The organism is Bradyrhizobium sp. Unk1, from assembly GCF_059512345.1.
This window is the reverse complement of sequence record NZ_JCAMOP010000007.1, coordinates 1-19,864: the sequence shown is the minus strand read 5'-3', so window position 1 is coordinate 19,864 and position 19,864 is coordinate 1. Positions and strand designations below refer to the sequence as shown.

Annotated in this window: 16 protein-coding genes and 2 pseudogenes; 11 read left to right on the top strand and 7 right to left on the bottom strand. The window is 60.5% G+C overall.

The window, feature by feature from the left end; genetic code table 11:
• Positions 1-583 precede the first annotated feature (583 nt).
• Both AC5ZFO_RS10705 and AC5ZFO_RS10700 read right to left on the bottom strand, forming a co-directional pair.
• Entirely contained in the window at positions 584-3,913 is a 3,330-nt protein-coding gene (locus AC5ZFO_RS10705; RefSeq protein WP_496122061.1) for an adenylate/guanylate cyclase domain-containing protein, read from the bottom strand.
• 36 nt (positions 3,914-3,949) lie between these two features.
• Complete coding sequence (locus AC5ZFO_RS10700) at positions 3,950-5,392, bottom strand: FAD-binding oxidoreductase (RefSeq protein WP_496122060.1); 1,443 nt, start codon at positions 5,390-5,392, stop codon at positions 3,950-3,952.
• A gap of 725 nt (positions 5,393-6,117) precedes the next feature.
• Between AC5ZFO_RS10700 and AC5ZFO_RS10695 the strand changes: the two genes are divergently transcribed.
• From AC5ZFO_RS10695 to AC5ZFO_RS10665, 7 genes are all read left to right on the top strand, one after another.
• Positions 6,118-7,545 (top strand): DUF1254 domain-containing protein, encoded by a 1,428-nt coding sequence (locus tag AC5ZFO_RS10695; protein WP_496122059.1) that lies wholly within the window; start codon positions 6,118-6,120, stop codon positions 7,543-7,545.
• 71 nt (positions 7,546-7,616) lie between these two features.
• Positions 7,617-8,162: a hypothetical protein gene (locus AC5ZFO_RS10690; protein WP_496122058.1), complete on the top strand. Its 546-nt coding sequence runs from the start codon at positions 7,617-7,619 to the stop codon at positions 8,160-8,162.
• Between the two features lie 644 nt (positions 8,163-8,806).
• Positions 8,807-9,181 (top strand): hypothetical protein, encoded by a 375-nt coding sequence (locus AC5ZFO_RS10685; protein WP_496122057.1) that lies wholly within the window; start codon positions 8,807-8,809, stop codon positions 9,179-9,181.
• 120 nt (positions 9,182-9,301) lie between these two features.
• On the top strand, positions 9,302-11,716 hold the full coding sequence (locus AC5ZFO_RS10680) for a TonB-dependent receptor (protein WP_496122056.1): 2,415 nt from the start codon (positions 9,302-9,304) through the stop codon (positions 11,714-11,716).
• A 46-nt stretch (positions 11,717-11,762) separates the two neighbouring features.
• Entirely contained in the window at positions 11,763-12,572 is an 810-nt protein-coding gene (exbB, locus tag AC5ZFO_RS10675) for a tonB-system energizer ExbB (protein ID WP_496122055.1), read from the top strand.
• 4 nt (positions 12,573-12,576) lie between these two features.
• Positions 12,577-13,011, top strand: a complete 435-nt coding sequence (gene exbD, locus AC5ZFO_RS10670) for a TonB system transport protein ExbD (protein WP_074122279.1) — start codon at positions 12,577-12,579, stop codon at positions 13,009-13,011.
• The gene (locus AC5ZFO_RS10665; RefSeq protein ID WP_496122054.1) at positions 13,008-13,733 is read left to right on the top strand and encodes an energy transducer TonB; all 726 of its coding nucleotides are present in this window, start codon (positions 13,008-13,010) and stop codon (positions 13,731-13,733) included. Before exbD ends, AC5ZFO_RS10665 begins: the two co-directional genes overlap by 4 nt.
• Before the next feature lie 631 nt (positions 13,734-14,364).
• On the opposite strand, the pseudogene AC5ZFO_RS10660 reads toward AC5ZFO_RS10665, so the two are convergent.
• Positions 14,365-14,622 (bottom strand): annotated as a pseudogene (locus AC5ZFO_RS10660) (transposase); the annotation flags it as partial.
• A gap of 37 nt (positions 14,623-14,659) precedes the next feature.
• Here AC5ZFO_RS10660 and AC5ZFO_RS10655 point away from each other — a divergent pair.
• On the top strand, positions 14,660-14,812 hold the full coding sequence (locus tag AC5ZFO_RS10655; RefSeq protein ID WP_496122092.1) for a helix-turn-helix transcriptional regulator: 153 nt from the start codon (positions 14,660-14,662) through the stop codon (positions 14,810-14,812).
• 837 nt (positions 14,813-15,649) lie between these two features.
• On the opposite strand, the gene AC5ZFO_RS10650 is transcribed toward AC5ZFO_RS10655, so the two are convergent.
• The 3 genes from AC5ZFO_RS10650 to AC5ZFO_RS10640 form a co-directional block, all read right to left on the bottom strand.
• Positions 15,650-15,907: a hypothetical protein gene (locus AC5ZFO_RS10650; protein ID WP_496122053.1), complete on the bottom strand. Its 258-nt coding sequence runs from the start codon at positions 15,905-15,907 to the stop codon at positions 15,650-15,652.
• A gap of 29 nt (positions 15,908-15,936) precedes the next feature.
• A complete protein-coding gene (locus AC5ZFO_RS10645; protein ID WP_496122052.1) occupies positions 15,937-16,341 on the bottom strand; it encodes a hypothetical protein in 405 nt (134 codons plus the stop codon).
• A 118-nt stretch (positions 16,342-16,459) separates the two neighbouring features.
• Positions 16,460-16,786 (bottom strand): hypothetical protein, encoded by a 327-nt coding sequence (locus AC5ZFO_RS10640; RefSeq protein WP_496122051.1) that lies wholly within the window; start codon positions 16,784-16,786, stop codon positions 16,460-16,462.
• A gap of 184 nt (positions 16,787-16,970) precedes the next feature.
• Here AC5ZFO_RS10640 and AC5ZFO_RS10635 point away from each other — a divergent pair.
• The 3 genes and pseudogenes from AC5ZFO_RS10635 to AC5ZFO_RS10625 form a co-directional block, all read left to right on the top strand.
• Positions 16,971-17,330, top strand: a pseudogene (locus AC5ZFO_RS10635) (ABC transporter substrate binding protein); the annotation flags it as partial.
• A 131-nt stretch (positions 17,331-17,461) separates the two neighbouring features.
• Positions 17,462-17,617 (top strand): hypothetical protein, encoded by a 156-nt coding sequence (locus AC5ZFO_RS10630; protein WP_496122095.1) that lies wholly within the window; start codon positions 17,462-17,464, stop codon positions 17,615-17,617.
• Positions 17,618-17,712: 95 nt separating this feature from the next.
• Complete coding sequence (locus AC5ZFO_RS10625; protein WP_496122050.1) at positions 17,713-17,883, top strand: Arc family DNA-binding protein; 171 nt, start codon at positions 17,713-17,715, stop codon at positions 17,881-17,883.
• A 47-nt stretch (positions 17,884-17,930) separates the two neighbouring features.
• On the opposite strand, the gene AC5ZFO_RS10620 is transcribed toward AC5ZFO_RS10625, so the two are convergent.
• Complete coding sequence (locus AC5ZFO_RS10620) at positions 17,931-18,233, bottom strand: hypothetical protein (protein WP_496122049.1); 303 nt, start codon at positions 18,231-18,233, stop codon at positions 17,931-17,933.
• Positions 18,234-19,864: the final 1,631 nt, after the last annotated feature.

Sequence of the window (19,864 nt, the reverse complement as noted above, 5' to 3'; positions counted from 1 at the left end):
CTTGACACTAGCGGCCGCCGGAGAGTTGCCGCCGCCGCCCGATCCAGCACCCCAGCCCCCGCGCCGCCGCCGGCTCCGCCCGATCGAGCGCCCGCGCCTATCCCGCCTTATCTCCTCGCTCGCGCCGACGAAGTAATCGAGTAGAGTAGCGTTTGCGATGTTGAGTCCGTTGCTGGCCCTTAGCTGAACAACGCGAAGCCAATTCGGATGTCGGCTAACCTGACACGGGTGATGAACATCGTCGGCAAACCGAGCCTGATTGCAGCCATCCGCGCCGCCTGAAGGCCGGAAAGTGCGTCCAAACGCGCAATACCGCGTCGCGATACCCACTTTGGCCGGACATTGGACGATCCTACGCGAGAGCATCGGCCGCCTGCGATGATTGGCGACCACGGCCGCGTGACGACCTATCGGTTTGCACACAACCAAGACCCGAAGCAGAAGTGGCGTGTCTGCAGGATGTCCGCTTTGCCCGGCGGCCTGAACCGGTCGGTTCGGCCTTGGTAGCCCTTTGACCCCAAAGTCAGCCTGCGAGATGCTCTGTTGTCCGGCGCCCAGATCGACTGGTTAATCGTCAACTTGGTCACAAGTCTGCCAGCAACTTGCGAGCTTCCACGAGATCGCGTGTTTCCAAGCCCTCGCTGAACCAGCTGTAGATCGGCACAAGAGTGTCGCGCGCCTCTTGCCGCATGCCGCGTGCCGCTTGAAGTCTGGCGCGCGCAACGCTTGCCCGAAGCTCGGGCAGCCTTGCCCCCTGGGCAGCGGCAATTTCAATCGCAGCCTCGAACTCCGCGTCCGCTTGATTTTCGGCCTCCGCCCCGGCTGCGAGTAACAGCAGTTCACCGCGCTCCCGGTGAAGTTCGACGGCGCACCAGTTCTCGAGACTTGCGTCCGCAAGTGCGACCGCTTCGTCGATGACCCGAAGCCCGGCCATGGCGTATCCAGCCTTGCGACGAAGCGCGGCGAGCAAGCCGAGATGGTGCGGAATACGTAGCCCCGCACTTGTACGCCGGAAATCCTCAAGCCCCCCATCAAAGTCTGCAAGACCTTCGTCAAGCCGGCCGGATTCTGCAATCGCCCAGGCGCGAACGAGGCTGGCCCATGCGCCATAGTAGTCGAAGCCGTACTTGGCGCAGATTTCGCGTGACTCGACAGCGGCTTGCAGTGCGGCATTTGGCTCTCGCTGGAATTGATGGAGCATCGCCAGATAGTTGAGCGCGAGCGCGATGCTGAATGGATGTGAAATCTCACGCGCCACTGCGAGCCCTTCCTCAGCAATCCTGAGGCTACGAACGGGATAGCCGAGATGCCAGTCGCAATGGCTCATATAGGCACGGCAGAATACGCTCATATTAATTCCGTAAACCTCGGAATAATAGCGGCCGCGGTATTCGCCGGCTTGTGCGCTCCTCTCGAGCCGATCGCGCGAGAATTGAAACTGGCCAAGGTGGAACGAGAGCACTCCCGCAAGATGATCGGCTTCGGCCTGACGCACGGGATCACCGCTTCGTTTGGCCAGCAACTCCGTCTCCTCCACGAGGCTTGTGACCTCGCGCAGGTTGGCGCGTACGTGATAGACGTGGCCGAGCCCCTTCAACGCGGCGGAGAGATCAGCCTCGCTCTGCAGCTCGCGGCTGAGCTCCTGCGCGCGCTGGAACGCCGCTTCCGCCTCGCGCGACGCAAATCCCTTCGTTGCAATCAACGGGCCGCCAAGCCCAAGCTGCAGGTCGAGCTCGAAGCGCGAGCGTGATGCGCCGAGGGGAAGAGTTCGGGCGCACTCGAGCCCTGATCTCAAATGGGCAATTGCCTCCATATTCGCCGATCGAGCGGCTGCGAGGCGACCGGCCCTCAGCCAGTATGGAATGGCCTTCTCTGCCAATCCGGCCTCGCCGAAGTGACGGGCGACGAGCTCCGGCTGCGCTTCGATAAGTTGCGGAAACAGCGCTTCGATCGACGTGGCAATCCGTGCGTGCAATTCCTGGCGGCGCCGTTTGAGCAGGCTTTCATAGGCGGCGTCGCGCACCAGGGCGTGCTTGAAGACATAGGTAGCGGCAGGCGCGAGGCCCCGCCGGAAAACGAGCTCTGCGGCCACCAGGCGGTCAAGCGCCGCGGCGAGCTCCACCTCTGGCATCGACACGACTGCAGCAAGCAACTCGTGATCGAACTCGCGGCCGATGCAGGCTCCGATTTGGGCGACCTCCTTGACGGGAGCGAGACGGTCAAGCCGCGCCATCAACGAATCGTGCAGCGTCGCTGGAATCGCCAGGGACGGCAATGCTCCGGCGAGCACGTAACGAGCGCCGGTGTAGCGGAGAATCCCGGCTTCAAGAACGGCCTTCGTGAGTTCCTCGGTGAAAAGCGGCACACCCTCGGTCCGCTCCAGTATCCGATCGAGAACCTCGGCGGGAAGCGCTTTACCTTCGGTGATCCGGTCGACGAGCACGACCACCTGCGCCTGTGGCAGGCGGTTTAGCATGAGCAACGTAACGTGCGGAAACCCGGTCCATGGCGGCGGGAGCTCCGGGCGGAATGTGGCGACGACCAGCACTGGTAAGTCCTGGAGACGATCCACGATTTGGTCGAACAGCTCGCGCGAGGTCGGATCGAGCCAGTGCGCGTCTTCAAGCACCATCAGAACCGGGCCACAAGCGGCAAGTCGATTGAGCCGGGCTAGGAATGTGCGGAACAGGAGCGCCTTCCTTTGCTGCGGCGACATCTCTGGCTGGGTGCTCGGTCTCTCAGTTGGAATGCCAAGCAGATCGGCAAGAGGCTGGATTGCATCGCTAGACAGCCCTTCGCCGTTTTCGCCAAGGAGTAATTCGAGGCGCTTGAGCCGTGCTTCCGCGGCATCCTCAGGTGCGAACCGCGCCTCGCGCTCGAGCTGCGAGATGAAGGGAAAGAGCGGGCTGTTCAGGTGATGCGGCGAACAGGCATAGCTAGCGAGCGCGATTTGTTCGGTCTGTAGCCGCTCGCGCAGTGCGAGCACCAATCGTGATTTTCCAATTCCCGGCTCGCCAAAAAGCAAGACGACCTGTCCAGCCCCTCCTTCTGCAAGCCGCCACCGTGACAGCATCAGATCGAGTTCCTCGCCGCGCCCGACGAGTGGCGTGACGTGGGCGCCGTGCAGGGCCTCGAACCTGCTCTCTGCCCTGCCTTCGCCGATGACCCGCCACGCTTGGACCGGCTCGGCAAAGCCCTTGAGCTGAAGGGGACCGAGCTCAACAAATTCGAAGAGATCGCCGACCAGGCGGCGCGTGCTGTCGGCGATAACGACCGTACCGGGATCCGCAACCTGTTGCAGACGGGCAGCGAGATTGGGTGTCTCCCCGGTGACCGTTTCCTCCTGCGCAACACCTTCCCCGAGCAGATCGCCCACCACGACAAGCCCGGTGGCGATGCCGATACGTGCCGCCAGCAGGCCCCCTGCGCCTGACGACATGCCGCTGACCGCTGTTGCGACGGCAAGTCCCGCCCGGACAGCTTGCTCCGCCGCATCTTCGCTTGCGCGCGGCCAGCCGAAATAGGCCTGCACCCCGTCTCCCAGAAACTTCGCGACGTGGCCCTCCAGTCGCGCAATCTCTCCCGCCACCGTGTTCGAGTAGGCCCGCATGACCTCGCGCAGTTCCTCGGGATCGAGACGGCGGCTGAGATCGGTCGATCCGACGAGGTCGACGAACATGAGCGTGAGCTGACGTCGCTCGACCGACGCAGGGGTCCGCGTCGCCGCCAGGTCCGCTGGCAGCAGGCCGATTGCATCGAGAATCTTCCGCCGATGGCCTACGGCCTGGACTCCAATCTCCTTGAGATCTTCAACCGTCAGGTGGGATAGGATCTCAAGGTCAATTCCGTTGTCGCGGAACGTCTGCTCATAGGACTGCAAGCCCAGGGTGCGCAGCCATTCTCCGATGTCCAACTTCGTCTCCGTTGCCCCCTCAACTACGGTCTCTTGTCAGGCGGCCGGTCGCTGTGCGGCGGACGGCCTGACGTTCTGGTTTAGCCGGAACAGGTTGCCGGGATCGTACTTGGCCTTCAGCGCCGCGAGACGAGCATAGTTCGGGCCGTAGGCGCCCGCCACGCGATCGGACTCGTCCTCCGGCATGAAGTTGACGTAAACGCCGCCGGTTGCGTGGGATGCTGTCTCAGCAAAGAGCTGACGCGCCCAGCTGATCGAACGTCGCTCATCCGCCGGGTCGCGCCATCGCGTGTGAACGTTCATGACAAACTTCGTATCGCGGTGGGGGAACGCCGTGGCGTCGACGGCCATGCGACTGGTGGCGCCACCAAGCTGACCAATGAAAATCTCGCACTCCCCGGTCGGTAGGCTTGTCGTATGGCTCACCAGGGTGTCGAGAAGACCGTCGTTGAGCTCAACGAAATTGTGCGACTTCCAGTAATTATAGGCGCCGGGCGTGAGCAGTGGGTCAAACGCAGTCTGCCACGCCGCGAAGGGCTGCATGCCGATCACGTCCGCGATCGGCTCTCCGAGCGCGCGCAACGGCTCCAATGCACGCTTGCCCTCGTTCTCATCTCCCGCGTAGCAGACGGCGAACGCGACGATCTCCTTGCCGTGAACCTCGGCAGGCAAGAACGGCAGGGGCGGCGCCTGCCTGAGCACCACCCACACTGTCAACTCATCAGGCGCCTTGGCGGCGACGTCACGATAGCCCGCGAGCAGTTCCTTCGCCCGGGCAAAGGGATGGATGATGAGCCCGGCCAGAACCATTGGACCAACAGGGTGCAGGCGGAACTCAAACGAGCTCACCACCCCGAAATTGGCTCCGCCTCCGCGCAGAGCCCAGAACAGGTCGGTATTCTCGGCGATGCTTGCCCGGACGAGCTCACCTTCGGCCGTCACCACGTCGGCCGAGATCAGGTTGTCGGCGGCAAGCCCGAACTTGCGGCTAAGCCATCCGAAGCCGCCGCCCAGCGTCAATCCCGCAACGCCGGTCGTCGAGTTGATCCCGAGCGGGGTAGCAAGGCCGAAAGCTTGTGCCTCCTTGTCGAAGTCGCCAAGCGTTGCCCCCGGGTCCACGCGCGCCGTGCGGTGAAATGCATCAACCCGGACGGAACGCATGAGCGAGAGATCGATCAAGAGCCCGCCGTCACAAACAGCATTGCCCGCGATGTTGTGGCCGCCACCGCGCACGGCGACCAAGAGGCCGTGCTCACGCGCAAACCGTACGGCACGAATGATGTCTGCGGCCCCTTTGCAGCGCACGACCGCGCCTGGACGGCGATCGATCATCGCATTCCAGATCGTACGTGCTTCATCGTAGCCCGGCTCCTCGGCCAGACAGACGTTACCCCGCAAGGTTTGGCGAAAGGCCTCAATTGCATCGCTTTCAAGCGTAATCGCCTCGCCCTGCAGCGAGGCCAGCCGAATCTGCGTCATGGCATCTCCTCCGTGACTAGCGGTAGTATTTCGGCAGTCAGTTCTCATGCACTTAGACGGATCAGCGGAAAGGACGACCACGCCACGGCTGTTGCAACCGACGTGGCGCAGAAGCACCCCGCTGCACGGCCGTTCGACATTGCGAACGGCAGATTTCCGCCTAGAGGTTAGTCCTCCGGCAAAACAAATGGTTCAGCGACAGAATGTCTCGCGGATGAGGAGCGCCTAAAAGCCCGCGCGAGTCGACTTTCCGTCACCTGCAAAAGAAACCAAGAAAATCCGGTCCACAGAGGGAACTTTGGGGGTGGAGGAAAGGATGGAGGTCGAAAGCAACTCGTCGGCCGATGCCGCTTTGCCGCCCAAAGCTGCCACTTCTCGCAAGTCGGTTCCTGGCCCATCAGCGAAGTGGCGAACCCTCAGCAGCGGACTAGTTTTGCGCAGATCGAGTTCTTCGCATCTTGACCCTTAGCGGATAACCTCCACGTTTGCTGCTGCTTTTACCTCAATACGGAAGTTAAGCTTCAGGCCCAGAAGCCTTGATCTATCTCAACGTCACTCCTGTTCCGCCCACAGATCGTGCGGTAGCGGCTTTCGCCGTCAACGTTGATGGCGTTTGTGCTGCGGCCAAGCCGTAAATGCCGCCACGTGAGGTAGCCGCTACCTATTGGGCTGGAGGTTTGCGTTCGCTGCCCGCCAGTTTTGAATTCTTTTGAAAGGGAAATACCATGGATATCACCCGCCGATCCCTCGCATTTGGAGGAATGGGCCTGCTCGCAGGAGCTGCTAGTCGATCCGCACTCGGCCAAGATGCTTTCCTTGGCGTGGGAGAGGGCCTGGAGGAGTTCTGGCTCGCGAGCGACGCTTACATCTTCGGCTATCCCTTGGTGACCATGGAGATGACGCGCCGGGTCATTACCAACGTTGCCGAGCCCGTGGGGACGCGGGGGCCAATGGGTCAAATCATAAAGTTGCGCCAGTATCCCGACGCTTCGTTCCGGGACGTCACCGCGCCTAACGCGGACACGCTCTACACGACTTCCTTCTTCGACGTCGGCAAGGAGCCGTGGGTTCTAAGCATCCCGGATATGAAGGGGCGCTATTTCCTGATGCCGATGCTGGACGGTTGGACGACGGTGTTTCAGGTGCCGGGAAAGCGGACTACCGGCACCGGCGCTCAGACTTATGCGATTACCGGACCCGGGTGGAAAGGCACGCTGCCGGCCGGCGTGAAAGAGTATAAATCGCAGACCAACATTGTGTGGTTGCTCGGCCGCATCTATTGCACCGGCACGCCGGAGGATTATGCCGCCGTCCACAAGTTGCAGGACGAATGCAAGCTTGTTCCGCTCAGTGCCTACGGCAAGGCATACACGCCACCTCCGGGAAAGGTCGATCCGTCCATCGACATGAAGACAGCAGTCCGCGAACAGGTCAATCGCATGGACGCAGTGACTTATTTCAAGCTGCTGTGCGATCTCATGAAGAGCAATCCGCCCTATGCAGCAGACAAGCCCCAACTTGCCAAGTTTGCCCGCATCGGCATCGTTCCTGGGCAGGATTTCGACGAAAGCAAGCTGAAAGCGGACTTCCTCAAGCGGCTGCCTGAACTGTCAGTCGACAGGATTATGATTCAATTCAAAATCAACAAAGCCATCAAGGACGAAAATGGCTTCGCTTTCACAACGAAAGGCGGAATCTATGGCACCGACTATCTGATGCGGGCCCTAATTACCGCAATCGGACTTGGCTGCAATCGACCGCAGGATGCAGTCTATCCGACTTCGGAGAAAGATGCGGACGGCCGCAAGTACAATGGTGCGAACAAATACGTCATGCGATTTGCCAAGGGCGATCTGCCTCCTGTGGAGGGATTCTGGTCGCTGACGATGTACGATAGCGGCTACTTCTTTGTGAAGAATCCGATCAACCGCTACTCGGTCAGCGCTCGCGAGGAGCTGAAGGAAAACGCGGACGGCTCCACCGATCTCTATATCCAGAAGGACTCCCCGGGCAAGGACAAGGAATCAAACTGGCTTCCCGCGCCCGAGGGAGATTTTATCCTCATGCTACGCATGTATTGGCCGCAAGAAACAGACCCGTCGATCATCAACGGCTCATGGTCGGTGCCTGCCGCCAAGAAGGTCGGAGCTTGAGAACTAGCGCGCCATGCTAACATGCAAGCGCGCCAAGTGCCTTCAAGGGCGTCACACGCCGGAGGATCTAGATGAGCAACGCAGCTATTGCAATGGACGGCAGTGCTGCCGTTACGCCAACGGAACTTAGTTGGAAGTTTATCCGTTGGGGTCTGGGGCTGTTTATTACTGGATTTCTGACAGGCTTTATTCCCATCGCGCACTACATGGTTGGCGCTATAGCCGGAGACGTGGGTCCGGATTTTCTGAGAAACATCACGCTCTGGTGGGGCTGTCCGGCGGTCCTGGCAGAACTGACCCTCAAGGCAGGCGGCCTTGGCATGGTTGCCATCGGCTTTTGTTATCAGGCAATCCATCGGCAGGGTGCGCCACTGGATATTTCGAGCCACGAGCGGATTGCGCCTACGCTTTGTGCGTTCGGTCTGATATGCACGCTCGTATCAGCAGCCGCAGGCTACGTAATTTGCAACTATTTCTGGCCTAACTTTTATTATCATGCGATTCCGACCGGAAAGAATGTGTGGCTTGCGGCGCAAGGGCTCAGTATAGCCATCTACGTGGTTGGCGCTTGCTATTCGTTCGCTGGCATCCGTAAAGCGTCGGCGCACTTTCAATGACGTCCTGTTCGGATGATTTCCCAACCGAGAGTCGTTCGCCACTAAGGCGGCCACGGTTTGCGCACTGGTCGTGGCAAGCAGGACCCTGGTCGTTCATAGGATGGCTCTGTGGGATCGCAACGGGCGCACTGTGGATCTATTCCGGTATGCCTATGATTTGTCATTGAGCGACGGTGTTTCTGCCAATGGCCCTGAGCATGTAACCCCGACTTCCGCAGATGTCCGCTTGTAGCCCGTCGGCGACGTGGCAGCGCCCCTCCACGAAGTCGCTTACGGAGGAATCGCAGACCAGATTTGCTCACGTTGAGTTCTTCGTGTTTTTGACCCAAAGCGGTCCTATTCGGAACTGCCGGTCTGCCCGCTTTTCGCATCTTTCGCTCGATTTCTGGACGGCACGTGTCTCGACGCACGTGGCGGCGTCGCAACTGCACGAGCGGCGGAGGTGGAAAACCGAGCTGGACATCCCACACGACGATCGGTCTCCGCTTCATTGCGGGCTTTGCTCGCCGACGCCGGCCACGCTGATTACAGGCCGCAAGCTTCAGTGAGTAGGCTTCGTCTCCCCGCGCAGATTGACCGAGCCGACAGGTCAGATAAGATGCTCAGACGAGCGCCCATCCAGAATGGTGATGGTTCGGTTTCGAATGGGCTGGTTCAAGGACAATATCAGACAGGGTTCGTGGGCGGCGCTGATTGCGCTCGCCATTAACTTTGCGTTGTCCTTTGGTCACGTTCATGCCTTTGGCGGTACGGGCTCAGGTCTAAGCCAGGTTGCCCTCGCCGCGCCAAGCACGCTGGACGATCACGATCGGACGCCAAAACATCCTGCCGACGGGATGGACTATCTCTGTCCGATCTGCATCGCCAACGCGGCGATGGGGAACGCGCTGGCGGCGACACCGCCTGCGCTACTCGTCACGGTCGCCGAGGTGTCGGTCGATCGTGCGGTCGAGCACGAGTATGCAATCCCTCGGCCGCACCGCTCGGCCTTTCAATCCCGCGGCCCCCCGATTTCCTGACGCCGCTGCCTCGGTCGCGTAGCGCTGCACTAAAACTGTCGTCGCCATCGGCCGAGGTTCCATCGCTCAGGGCTTGCGTCGTTTTGCCCCGCAGCTTGCATCAGCTCAGTCAGGAATCTCATGTACTTCGCCCCTTTGCGCATCCCGCGCAGCCTTCTCCTAACTGCGTCGACGCTTGCGCTGGTCGCAGCGCCAGATGTCCCCGTGCTCGCGCAAGCCGGTACCGCCTCGCAGACGCCGCAACCATCCTCCCCTTCCGCGCCCGAAACGCCGGCTCCGACCCAGCCATTACCGCAGCAGAGCCCTCCCGCCACGGAACAGACCCCGTCGCCTCCGCCCCAAGCGCAGGGCGGCAATGTCCTGCCCGAAACGCGCGTGGTCGCACCCGCCGAGCGGCGGCCACGAACGCCACTACCGCGCCAGGTGGTGCGCCGCCAGCCGTCCGCGTCGCCGACACAGACCCAGGTACCGCGCGAGGCGGCGACCCAAGCGCAGGTCGTCGCCCAGCAGAACCAGAGGTTCGACGCGGCCCGCCAAAACATCTTCCCGCCGGTAGGGGCCGGCTCGTATGAGATGAGCCGTCAGGCCATCGAGTCCTTGCCGCAGGGCAACAACACTACGCTGGATAAGGCGCTGTTGCAGTTCCCGGGCGTCCACCAGGATTCGGCGGCGAGCGGCGAACTCCATGTGCGCAACGAGCATGCCAATCTTCAGTACCGCATCAACGGCATCATGCTGCCCGATGGCGTCGGCGGTTTCGGGCAAATCCTCGACACGGGTATCGTCGGCAATATGGCGCTGCTGACGGGTGCGCTGCCGGCGCAATATGGCCTGCGCACGGCCGGCGTGCTGGATATTACAACCAAGGCGGACGCATTCGATAATTCCGGCAAGGTCAGCGTCTATGGCGGCAGCCACCAGACCATCACGCCGTTCGCCGAATACGGTGGCACGGTTGGACAAACGCAGTATTACGTGTCGGGTCGCTATCTCTACAATAATCTCGGCATCGAGAACCCGACGCCCGCAAATGAGGCCATTCACGACCGCACGCAACAGGAAAAGGGCTTTGCCTACGTCTCGACGGTGATCGACCCCAACAGCCGCATTACCTATATCGGCGGCGTCTCCAACGCGCTGTACCAGATTCCAAATAATCCCGGGCAGCCGTCCAACTTCCAGTTGGGGAACATAACCAGATTCGATTCCGCGTTTCTCAACGAGCGGCAGTCCGAACTCAATCAGTTCAACGTCGTGGCCTACCAGCACTCGGCCGAAGGCATCGACTACCAGCTTTCCTATTTCAACCGCTACAGCCAGCTCCACTTCTGGCCCGACCCGACCGGTGACCTGCTCATCAACGGCATTTCATCGAGCGTGTATCGTCAGAGCTACGTCAATGGCATCCAGGAAGACACGGCCTGGCGGATCGCCGACGCGCACACGCTGCGGTTTGGGTTCACCACGAGCGCCGAGCGGTCCCTGGTCACAGGCATCAACGCGACGTTCCCAAGTGATCCGGTGAGCGGTGGTCAGGCGTTCGACCCCACCACGGGCGCACCGCTTCCGCCCGTCACCATCTACGATTCCTCCAGCAAGCTCGGCTGGCTGTTCGGCGCCTATGTGCAGGACGAATGGAAGATCACCAACAACCTGACCCTCAATGCCGGCTTGCGCTTCGACCAGATGTGGCAATACGTCGACGCCAATCAGTTCAGCCCGCGCATCAGCCTGACCTGGGTGCCTCAGGACGGCACTACCGTCCATGCCGGGTACGCGCGGACCTTCACGCCGCCGCAGCAGGTGATTGCAGCTCCGACCAACATTGCGCTGTTTCAGGGCACGGTGGCTGCGCCGGCAGTTACGCAGAACAATCCGGTGCTACCGGAACGAGCCCATATTTTCGATGCAGGCGTGGTTCAGAAGATCTGGCCGATTCCCGGCCTCGAAGTCGGCCTCGACGGCTACGTGAAGCTGGCGCGAGATCTGCTCGATGACGGGCAGTTCGGCCAAGCCTATGTGCTCAATGGCTTCAACTATGCCAAGGCAAACAATATCGGCCTCGAATTCAAGGCAAGCTATACCAATGGCAATCTTAAGCTCTACGGCAACGTGGCTTGGGCGCGCCAGATCGGCAAGAATGTCGTCTCGAACCAGTTCCTGTTCGATCCGGACGAACTGGCCTACATCGCGACCCACTACATCTACACCGACCACAGTCAATGGGTGACGGCGTCGGCCGGCGCATCCTATCAATGGTACGACACGAAGTTTACCGCTTCCATGATCTACGGCAGCGGACTTCGTTCCGGCTTCGCCAATACCGACCACGTGCCGTCCTACACCCAGGTCAATGTCGGCGTATCGCAAGACTTCTATCTCGTCGCGCCGAACAAGCCGACCACAGTGCGGTTCGACGTCGTGAACCTCTTCGACAAGATCTACGAAATCAGGGACGGATCCGGCATCGGCGTGTTCGCTCCGCAATTCGGTCCGCGGCGCGGTTTCTTCGTCGGCATCTCACAGAAGATATGAGCGGGAGCCGGGGGTGATCCACGAGGACAACGAAAAAGAGAACCATATGCCTGATCGCAAATCACGGGCGAAGTCTGGAAATTTCGCCCGCATCGTCACGCTGACCATCGTGAGTCTTGCACCGCTCGCGATGTCGACGGCTGCGCTGGCTGACACATCAAATCCGCTGCTCCCCCGCAATCTCTCGCCATGGGGCATGTTCCTCAACGCCGACATCATCGTGAAGGCGGTGATGATCGGGCTTGCGTTTGCATCGTTCGTGACCTGGACGGTGTGGCTTGCCAAAACGATTGAGCTGGCGGGCGCGCGGCGGCAGGCCCGCCGCCGCACCAGGCTGTTGGAAAGCGGCGGCAGCCTCGCGGAGGCGGTCCGCGCATGCCGTAACGACAGGGACGCCGTCGCCCAGCTCATCCTCACCACCGCGCGCGAGGCCGAGCTGTCCGACGGCATCGTCGACGAGGCGTTCAAAGAGCGAGTCGCCTTGCGGCTGGAGCGCGTGCAGGCGGCGATGACACGGCAGATCTCGCGCGGCACCGGCCTGCTCGCCACGATCGGGGCGACGGCACCGTTCGTCGGCCTGTTCGGCACGGTCTGGGGCATCATGAACTCCTTCATCGGCATTTCCGAATCCCACACCACCAATCTCGCGGTGGTGGCGCCGGGTATCGCCGAAGCGCTGCTCGCAACCGCCATGGGACTGGTCGCCGCAATCCCCGCGGTCGTGATCTACAACCACTTGGTTCGGGTCGTCGGCGGCTACCGCAGCCTATTGGACGACGCCTCGGCGCAGCTCCTGTTGATGATCAGCCGCGGACAGCACGGCAGCGCGGTAATGCTGCCACGGGCCGCGGAGTGACAGCATGGCCATACGTCTTGGACAACGTTCGGGCAGCGACGATCTCGAAATCCAGCACGAGATCAACGTCACGCCGTTCATCGACGTCATCCTCGTGCTCTTGATCATCTTTATGGTGGCGGCACCGCTTGCCACTGTCGACATCGGAGTCAACCTGCCCGCCAGTACCGCGCCGGAGCAGCCGCGGCCCGACAAGCCCGTCTTCGTGACCATTAAGCCGGACGAGACCATTGCGGTTGGCGAGACCTTGGTGCCACGTGGGGAGCTTTCGGCCGCGCTCGATTCCGCGACCAACAATCATAGGGACGAAACGATTTTCGTCCGCGGAGACAAGACCCTCAGCTATGGCGCGCTCATGGAGGTGATGAACAGCCTGCGCGATGCCGGATATCTCAAGCTCGCTTTGGTCGGTCTGGAAACGCCGACAGCCAAGCCATGAACGCGTTTGAACTGCATCTGCCAGAACGGCGCGGACTTTCCCGCTGGACATTTGCCGGCGTGACGATCTTGATGGCGCACGCTGCGATCGTGGCCGCGGTTGCGTTGTGGCATGCCCGCAGACCGGTCGAACCGAACATCCTGCCCGCCATCGCAGTGACACTGGCGCCGGTCGAAAGCAGTTCGCCCGAGATTCAAGACCAGGACATCGCCGTTGGGCCAACCATGCAGCAGGCCGAGGCCGCGCCACCGGAACCGCCCAAGGTCGAGGAGAAGCAGGAAGAGCCGGTGGTGCAGCCGCCGCCGGCACAAGAGGCGGAAGTCACGCTGCCAAAGGTCGAGAAGCAGGTGGACGAACCGAAGCCGGTGCCGCAACCGCCCGCGCCGGAAACCCGCGCGCCGCCAAAGAGCGAACATATCGGACAGTTCACCGAAGCAGGCTCAAACGCCTACAACGCACTGGTGTTCGGCCATCTGCAAAAGTTCAAGCGCTACCCGTCGGCCGCGCGCGGCAAATCAGGCACGGTCATCGTGAGATTTGTGCTGAACCGCACAGGCGATGTGATCGGCAGCACTGTAACGAAGTCGTCGGGCAACGATGTCCTCGATCGCGAGGCGATCGAGATTCTTCGACGCGCGAGTCCCTTCCCGGCATTCCCTGCGGCCAAGCCGGGCGCGCAGGACACCTACATCGCGCCGGTGAATTTCGCCCGGGCCAGTTGAAGGCGCCGGCATCGCCGAACGTTCTGAGTTGCCGCTCTGCCCGGCAACTATGGACGCCGAGCATCGATTGCCTGTCATAAGAAAGTAGGGCCGCGTGCTGACCCTGGTCCTAGTGCTTGTAAGAGGCACGCACTTGAGGGAGTGTCGAATGACAGTCCGGACCTTATTGCTGGCTCTTTGTCTTCTGATTTGCAGTGAACTGCCCGCTGTTTCCAAAGGCAGTGCCGCAAATAAGGAGGATCCTTGGGATCCTCGTCATATAGACGATTTTGCCCGCTGAGGTCCGACAATACATCACTGGAGTTTGCAAAGGACCGGCCCGCGCCCAGCATGGCTTTGCGACCTACTCTCCGCGCGAAAAGCGCTGGCGAATAAACCTTTGAGTACCTTCAATGCAACGGCCTTGGCGAATACCGTCGAGGAAACCAATGTCTGGACGTTGACTTCGTTGAAGTGGGGTCGCTGTCTCGTCTCGCCGGAAAACAGTATAGGGATTGCGGCTTCTGAACCTCACCAATTCCTGCGATGTCGCCTCTTGGGCCGATTTCGTAGCAAAAGTTGGCCGCTACCGATGCGACTGGCGCCTGTTGTTTACGGGCCACGGCTTTGACGCGCCGTGCCCTGCCGCTCGTTACTCAACTCTGACGCTACGCGATGCGCAGAGCCCTGGCAGGTGGCGGCGTGCGGCCAGGGCCACGAGTCGTCGCAGGTTCTGAGCGACGGCGGCGAGGACAAACTCATCTTGTGCGCCTCGCGGACCACGCAATCGCAATCGACCAAGCCTCAGGATGCGCTTCAGGCGTGCGAACCGCATCTCAATCTTCTTGCGCTCACGTCGCGACTGCTCAAAGCCCCCGGTGCCAGCGAAGGACAGTGCAACGTCTCGGGCGCGCCTTTCGCCGCATAAGTGACTGTTGAAACGCCGTGTGGATCAAGCCAAAAGCTTATTACGCGATCGAACACTCCCGCTTTCGGATGTGGCGCTGTCCTGCGGCTTTAACGACCAGTCTCATTTCACCCGCTTCTTCGCAAAGCTGACCGGCGTTACCCCCGGCGCATGGCGACGACATCTTTACTGATCGTGTGGGCGAAACACCGCGGCCACTTCTTGATTTGAAAATTGCGATATAGTGGGCTGCCGCCAAGGCAAATGTCGCGTATGGGTCAAACTGTGAAAAGCGCAACGCGAGCAATTCACGTCAGCTAGACCCTGCGAAGCAGTCCTCTAAGGGCGAGCCGCGGCTTCGCCGACGGCTTGACCGTTCACTGAACGAGCACGTCCTGATCGCGTCAGGCGCGGCCAAGCCTGGAATGCCTCAGCGACAAGATTAGCGGAAAAGCCGTCGCCGGGTTAAGCGCCGCGACGGCTTCTTCTTTACGCGCTCAGACGGCCGCGACTACCCGCCGCGTCGCATGAAGGAAACGGTTAGCGGGCGCTGCGACGCCATCAATTGGATGACGCTCCTGTTTGCGCAATTCATCGACTAGACGTTCGAGGTAGGGCGGCAGAGGCGTGGCTTCAAGAGATAAGTTCTGTTGCAATCTGTCACACACCTCGTCACAGACCGACCGGGCAGTCCTATGGTCGATGTGGTCCGATATTCGACTGGTCGGTTCCATATCGCGACCTTTCGGTTAGGCCCCACAATCCACTTAAGTTAGAGGGATGCGAAAATGTTTCGCGCACCTTCGAAGAATGCCCATTGGTTCCATTTAATGGAACGAAGACAGTTGCGTCAGACCGATTGCCAGGGCTGATATCTGCAACCCGCCGAGTTGGTGAAACTCTTGGGGCGCAACTACTTTCAAAACATTCATAATGTCCGTTCCGGGTCAAAACCGGCAACACTCTGATTGAGCAACGAATTTCTGCTTAGACCCAAAAAGCTGACGTCTCCTCCTTATGAGGACACGCCCTAGACATCGCCATTATCCAGCGCTTCTAATCCCCGCTCCTCCAGCCACCGCTTCGACTTGCGCCGCAGCTCCATCGGCAGCGACTGCACAGCGGTGATGCACTTGTGCATGGTGTTCTCGGCCTGCAGCTCATCGCGAAAAACGATACCCTTGCCGGTTGCCCATTGCTTGAAGCGCGCGAGATCGCCGGACAGCAGGATGGCGTTGCGCTCGTGATTGTAGCGCGCGACATCATCAGTGTCTGATGCATCGGTCATCAGCTTTCGGCCATTTCGTTCAATTCATCTCAATCCGATTTCATCTGTTCGGCGACTTTGTCGATGAGGGCGAAGGCGTCGGCGCGTGTCATTGCCATCCTGTCGATGGCCTCCGTGATATGCGATCTACACACACCGATGATCGCGCAACGTTCGCTCTCATCGTCGGCGCCCCAGCCAACATGGTTGAGCAGCTCGTTGGCCGCGTCGAGAGCGGTAACTTTAAGGGCTGTGTGATCGTAGGTGAACCTTGGTTGGCTCATGTTTGATTGCTCTCTTTGAGAGGTTCCTGCACCCTGACCAACGCAGCTTCCTTCGACAACTTGCCATTCAAGGCGCGGTGGCTTGCGTTCTCTGCGCAGTCTCGACCACAACAACGCCCAACAGTACGATGTCAGATGTAAAATGATCTGGGCCAGAATTTCAATGATCACCGCTTGGTCCCAAAAGGGTCTCCAGCGCCCGGCACACACCTACACCATCCAGCCATGGAGGATTGAAAACGGGCCGAGGTCGCCCTCGCGCCTTTGGCATTTTCAGCGGGCGTCTGGTTCAGAGCCACAGCCACGCGAATAACGCCGTGATGAGGGCCCAGCCTATGAGCTTTTCAGCGACAACCTGCGCATAGCGGAAGTCGTTCGCGCCGTACGCATCGAGGTCGAGCTGGCGCATTGCTTCCAAGAAATAGCCGCCGCTCACGAGGACAAAGAGCACTGCCATGATGACGTGGTAAGTCTGGTCGCTAATGGCTGCAACTCCTCGGGCTTGGTGCCGGTGTCGAGCATCAGGTTGACAAGCAACGCGATGTGGCGCGGCACGGCCAACTCGCCGCTGACCCACCTGCGCACGGCGCGTGGCGTCGCGGCGATGGTCGATCAACTGGCGCCTCGCTCGATGGTATGGACAGCATCCCGACAAATGCCCATGTCCGATTGGCGAACACGTCGTTCGCAAATGACGAATACTGCGTTCACGACCATACTGGCGCCTCTGGCGGCTCGCCAATGATGCGCTGAATGTCCTTCATCTTGGCGATCTTCAGCTCGATCCCGGCCGCGTTGGCTTGGTCCGGAGGGGGAGCCGCTTCTTGCTGGTCACCCTCCAGAGATCGTCGTTACGGTCCTCGGTCCAGCGCGCTAGTTTGGCCGAGAGCAAAACACCTCCGGCCTTGAAGCCTTGGCGACGGATCGTTAGCAGCAACCCGGACGTCATTCTCCTCGGTGCTCCTGGCGCGCTCATCTTCAAGAAACTGACATCGCGTATCCCGATCGTGACGATAACTGGCGACCCCGTTCGACCGGGGATTGCTGAAAGTCTGGCTCGCCCGGGCGGCAATTTTACGGGAGCGAGCATCGACGCCGGTCCATCCATTCATGGAAAGCGGATTGAACTGCTGCGCGAAATCTTTCCGTCATTATCACAACTTGGCTTGCTCGCTCTTCTCATCCAATACAATGGGCTTATGGGTTCGCCTATTCCCGCCGCGGCCCAGGAGGCTGGCGCCAGCCGAGGCCATGGAAGCCATTGTCCAATAGTTCACTCGAAGAAGTCACGTTGGCGGAAAGTGTGGCATTGTTTGCCGCAGCGGAGCGGCTGCGACCGGGCAAGAAGCGCGGCGAATTGCTGTGGCAGGCGCTCGAATCGGAAGCGATCACAGAAATGCAGCGTTGGCTTCGTTCGTCGAGGGTCACTGCCGCCGGGCGAGAGTAATGACCGCACCCTGTCATCTTGGTCGTCAGGATGCCTGAGTTTTGGGACGCGAGCGGGCTTGCTGCACAAAACAACACAAGGCATCATCCGCAATCATGAAACCAAGCGTCGCTACCCGGTTATCGCCCACCGTCTATGAGAAGCTCGTCGCTGCCGCGTCCGCCAACGGCAGATCGATCAGCGCCGAGCTGGAAAAGAGAATCGAGCAGTCGTTCGAGGCTGGCCAGCCAGACGCTCAGCCGATCGAGCGGCTGGAGACGACCTGACATGGCGCGAAAGCCGGCCTCCCCGTCGGCGATAGCGCTGTCGTGCTTTAGTGCCGCAAATCGCTGGCTGCCACGCGGTTGATCGTAGCGAGGCGCTGCTCGGCGCTTGCAGCGAAATCGATGTCAGCCACCAGATCGAGCAGACGCTGATAGGCATGGTCGGCGACCGCGACCGGTAACGGCTCTTCGTCGAACGTATCGACATAGTTGTCGACGACGGTGTTCAGCAGCCGACACAGACCCTGGTGGCCAGGCTCATCCTTGCAAGCTTCGTAGAGTCTTTGCTGGAATTCGCGGAAGGTTTGCAACCCGTGGTGCTGTTGCGAAAGCCACGTATGCAATGCGTCCATGATAGCCTCTTCGAATAGGGAGAAGAAGCTCCGGACTTATACAGCCCGGGAAGATGCATCGACAAATGCGGTTTTCGCAAATCCATAATGCGCAATATGCAGCCGCGTCGCGTAGGCAATTCCGAGCAGCATGAACTACAGTGCCAGGAACGAATGGCAACTCAGCGCAATTGCTACATCGGACTCTCGTCTAGGGAGATGAACTGACGGCGCGATGTAAGAACGCCAGCCCCGAACCGTTGACTTGATACCATCAATGACTGATCCTTCTACCCAGGCTGCCATGCAATATCTGATATGGGCCATAGAGCACATCGAGAAAGCCGGTAACCAGGCGGCTGTGCGCCACGCTCGCAATGCTCTGGACGCGCTGCGCCGGGGCAGCGGATCACCCCACATCAAAGACGAGCCCTAACCAACGAATTGAAACGCAAAACCCTTTGCGTCAGCGCACCGAGAGCATCGGCGCGCCTGCACCCTACCGTGCAAATAATGACGGCCGGGAACCTCAACGCCTCAGGAAGAAATATCAGCTTGATCGCCAAGACGGTCGTAAACGCGCCAAGGGCGATGACAGCGATTTTAAAATGAAGATTACTATCCAAACCCATTTGCCCTCAGCCACACACCGCCCTCGGCTACTCGCCCTCGCAGACCGGAAAAACCCGGTGGCTCTGCAGGAGACCACTGGGCCGACCCGCCGTCCATTCCAATGGCTGTAGGCTGAATACATGGCGCTGACGCGTCTGTTCGAATCCCGACAGATCGTCTCGGTTTGGTCGGACGTGTGGCTCGCAGGCCACGCCGCGAAGCGGCGAGCGGCTCGTCTAGGAACGTTGGGTTTGTTGCCCCATTAAACCAGCAAAAGGGAGGGGCATCATGATCCGTGACCTTTTGATCCTCGCCGCCGTTTCGATGGTGTTGAGCGTATTCTGGAGCGTCTTTGGAAATTCGCCATCGAGACCCGCGCACCCGCGTGGTGGCGCAACACTCTCCTTGAATGCCGCTCCGCAGACGGCGCCTGAGTTCAGTCCGTATATGAGGGCAGAGCGCTGACAGGTTTTCCCTGTGCCCATTTCAGCACCGGCAGGCCGGTCTTAAATCGCCGTCGCGCGCTCTCATGAGCCCAGCAGGTTGCGCACAGGGTCAGCGGAGGATGGGTGCCGGGGTAAATCCTGACCTCACCTGCGGAGTAGCGGCACTTGTCACTGTCGCAATCGGGATTGTTGTTCGGATTGTTCACCTTGGCATCGGGCGAATGCGAGTGCACGCTCGGGTGACTGGCAAAACGGCCTCACAGCGCGCTGTTGCCGGACAGTGCGCTGTGAGGCCAGTCACGACGGGTCGCCCTCGTGGGGGCCTCGGGAAAACTCGGCAATCGGCCGGTCGTTCCTAAACGAGGGGCACTCCTTAAACGAGGCGCTCGGCTCGCTGCGTCAGCTTCGCAGGTGCCGCGCGCTCGAAAAGCTCTGCGCTCACTCGTGGCTTCGACGGCCACCGCCGCCGGCCTTGCCGAAGGCAACCTGCGGCTCTAGTGGCGGGCGTCCCGTAGTAGCACGTCCGCCCCGACCCATTTGAAACCAGAACCCGGCGTAATCCGTTAGGGTCGCGCCTCCACGGCCGCCTTGCCC

What these genes read in the sequence shown, in the direction of transcription:
- AC5ZFO_RS10680 (WP_496122056.1), top strand. Translation starts at nt 9,302, where the DNA reads ATGTACTTCGCCCCTTTGCGCATCCCGCGCAGCCTTCTCCTAACTGCG.
- AC5ZFO_RS10685 (WP_496122057.1), top strand. Translation starts at nt 8,807, where the DNA reads ATGGGCTGGTTCAAGGACAATATCAGACAGGGTTCGTGGGCGGCGCTG.
- AC5ZFO_RS10665 (WP_496122054.1), top strand. Translation starts at nt 13,008, where the DNA reads ATGAACGCGTTTGAACTGCATCTGCCAGAACGGCGCGGACTTTCCCGC.
- AC5ZFO_RS10625 (WP_496122050.1), top strand. Translation starts at nt 17,713, where the DNA reads ATGAAACCAAGCGTCGCTACCCGGTTATCGCCCACCGTCTATGAGAAG.
- exbB (WP_496122055.1), top strand. Translation starts at nt 11,763, where the DNA reads ATGCCTGATCGCAAATCACGGGCGAAGTCTGGAAATTTCGCCCGCATC.
- AC5ZFO_RS10690 (WP_496122058.1), top strand. Translation starts at nt 7,617, where the DNA reads ATGAGCAACGCAGCTATTGCAATGGACGGCAGTGCTGCCGTTACGCCA.
- AC5ZFO_RS10620 (WP_496122049.1), bottom strand. Translation starts at nt 18,233, where the DNA reads ATGGACGCATTGCATACGTGGCTTTCGCAACAGCACCACGGGTTGCAA.
- AC5ZFO_RS10700 (WP_496122060.1), bottom strand. Translation starts at nt 5,392, where the DNA reads ATGACGCAGATTCGGCTGGCCTCGCTGCAGGGCGAGGCGATTACGCTT.
- AC5ZFO_RS10695 (WP_496122059.1), top strand. Translation starts at nt 6,118, where the DNA reads ATGGATATCACCCGCCGATCCCTCGCATTTGGAGGAATGGGCCTGCTC.
- exbD (WP_074122279.1), top strand. Translation starts at nt 12,577, where the DNA reads ATGGCCATACGTCTTGGACAACGTTCGGGCAGCGACGATCTCGAAATC.
- AC5ZFO_RS10650 (WP_496122053.1), bottom strand. Translation starts at nt 15,907, where the DNA reads ATGACCGATGCATCAGACACTGATGATGTCGCGCGCTACAATCACGAG.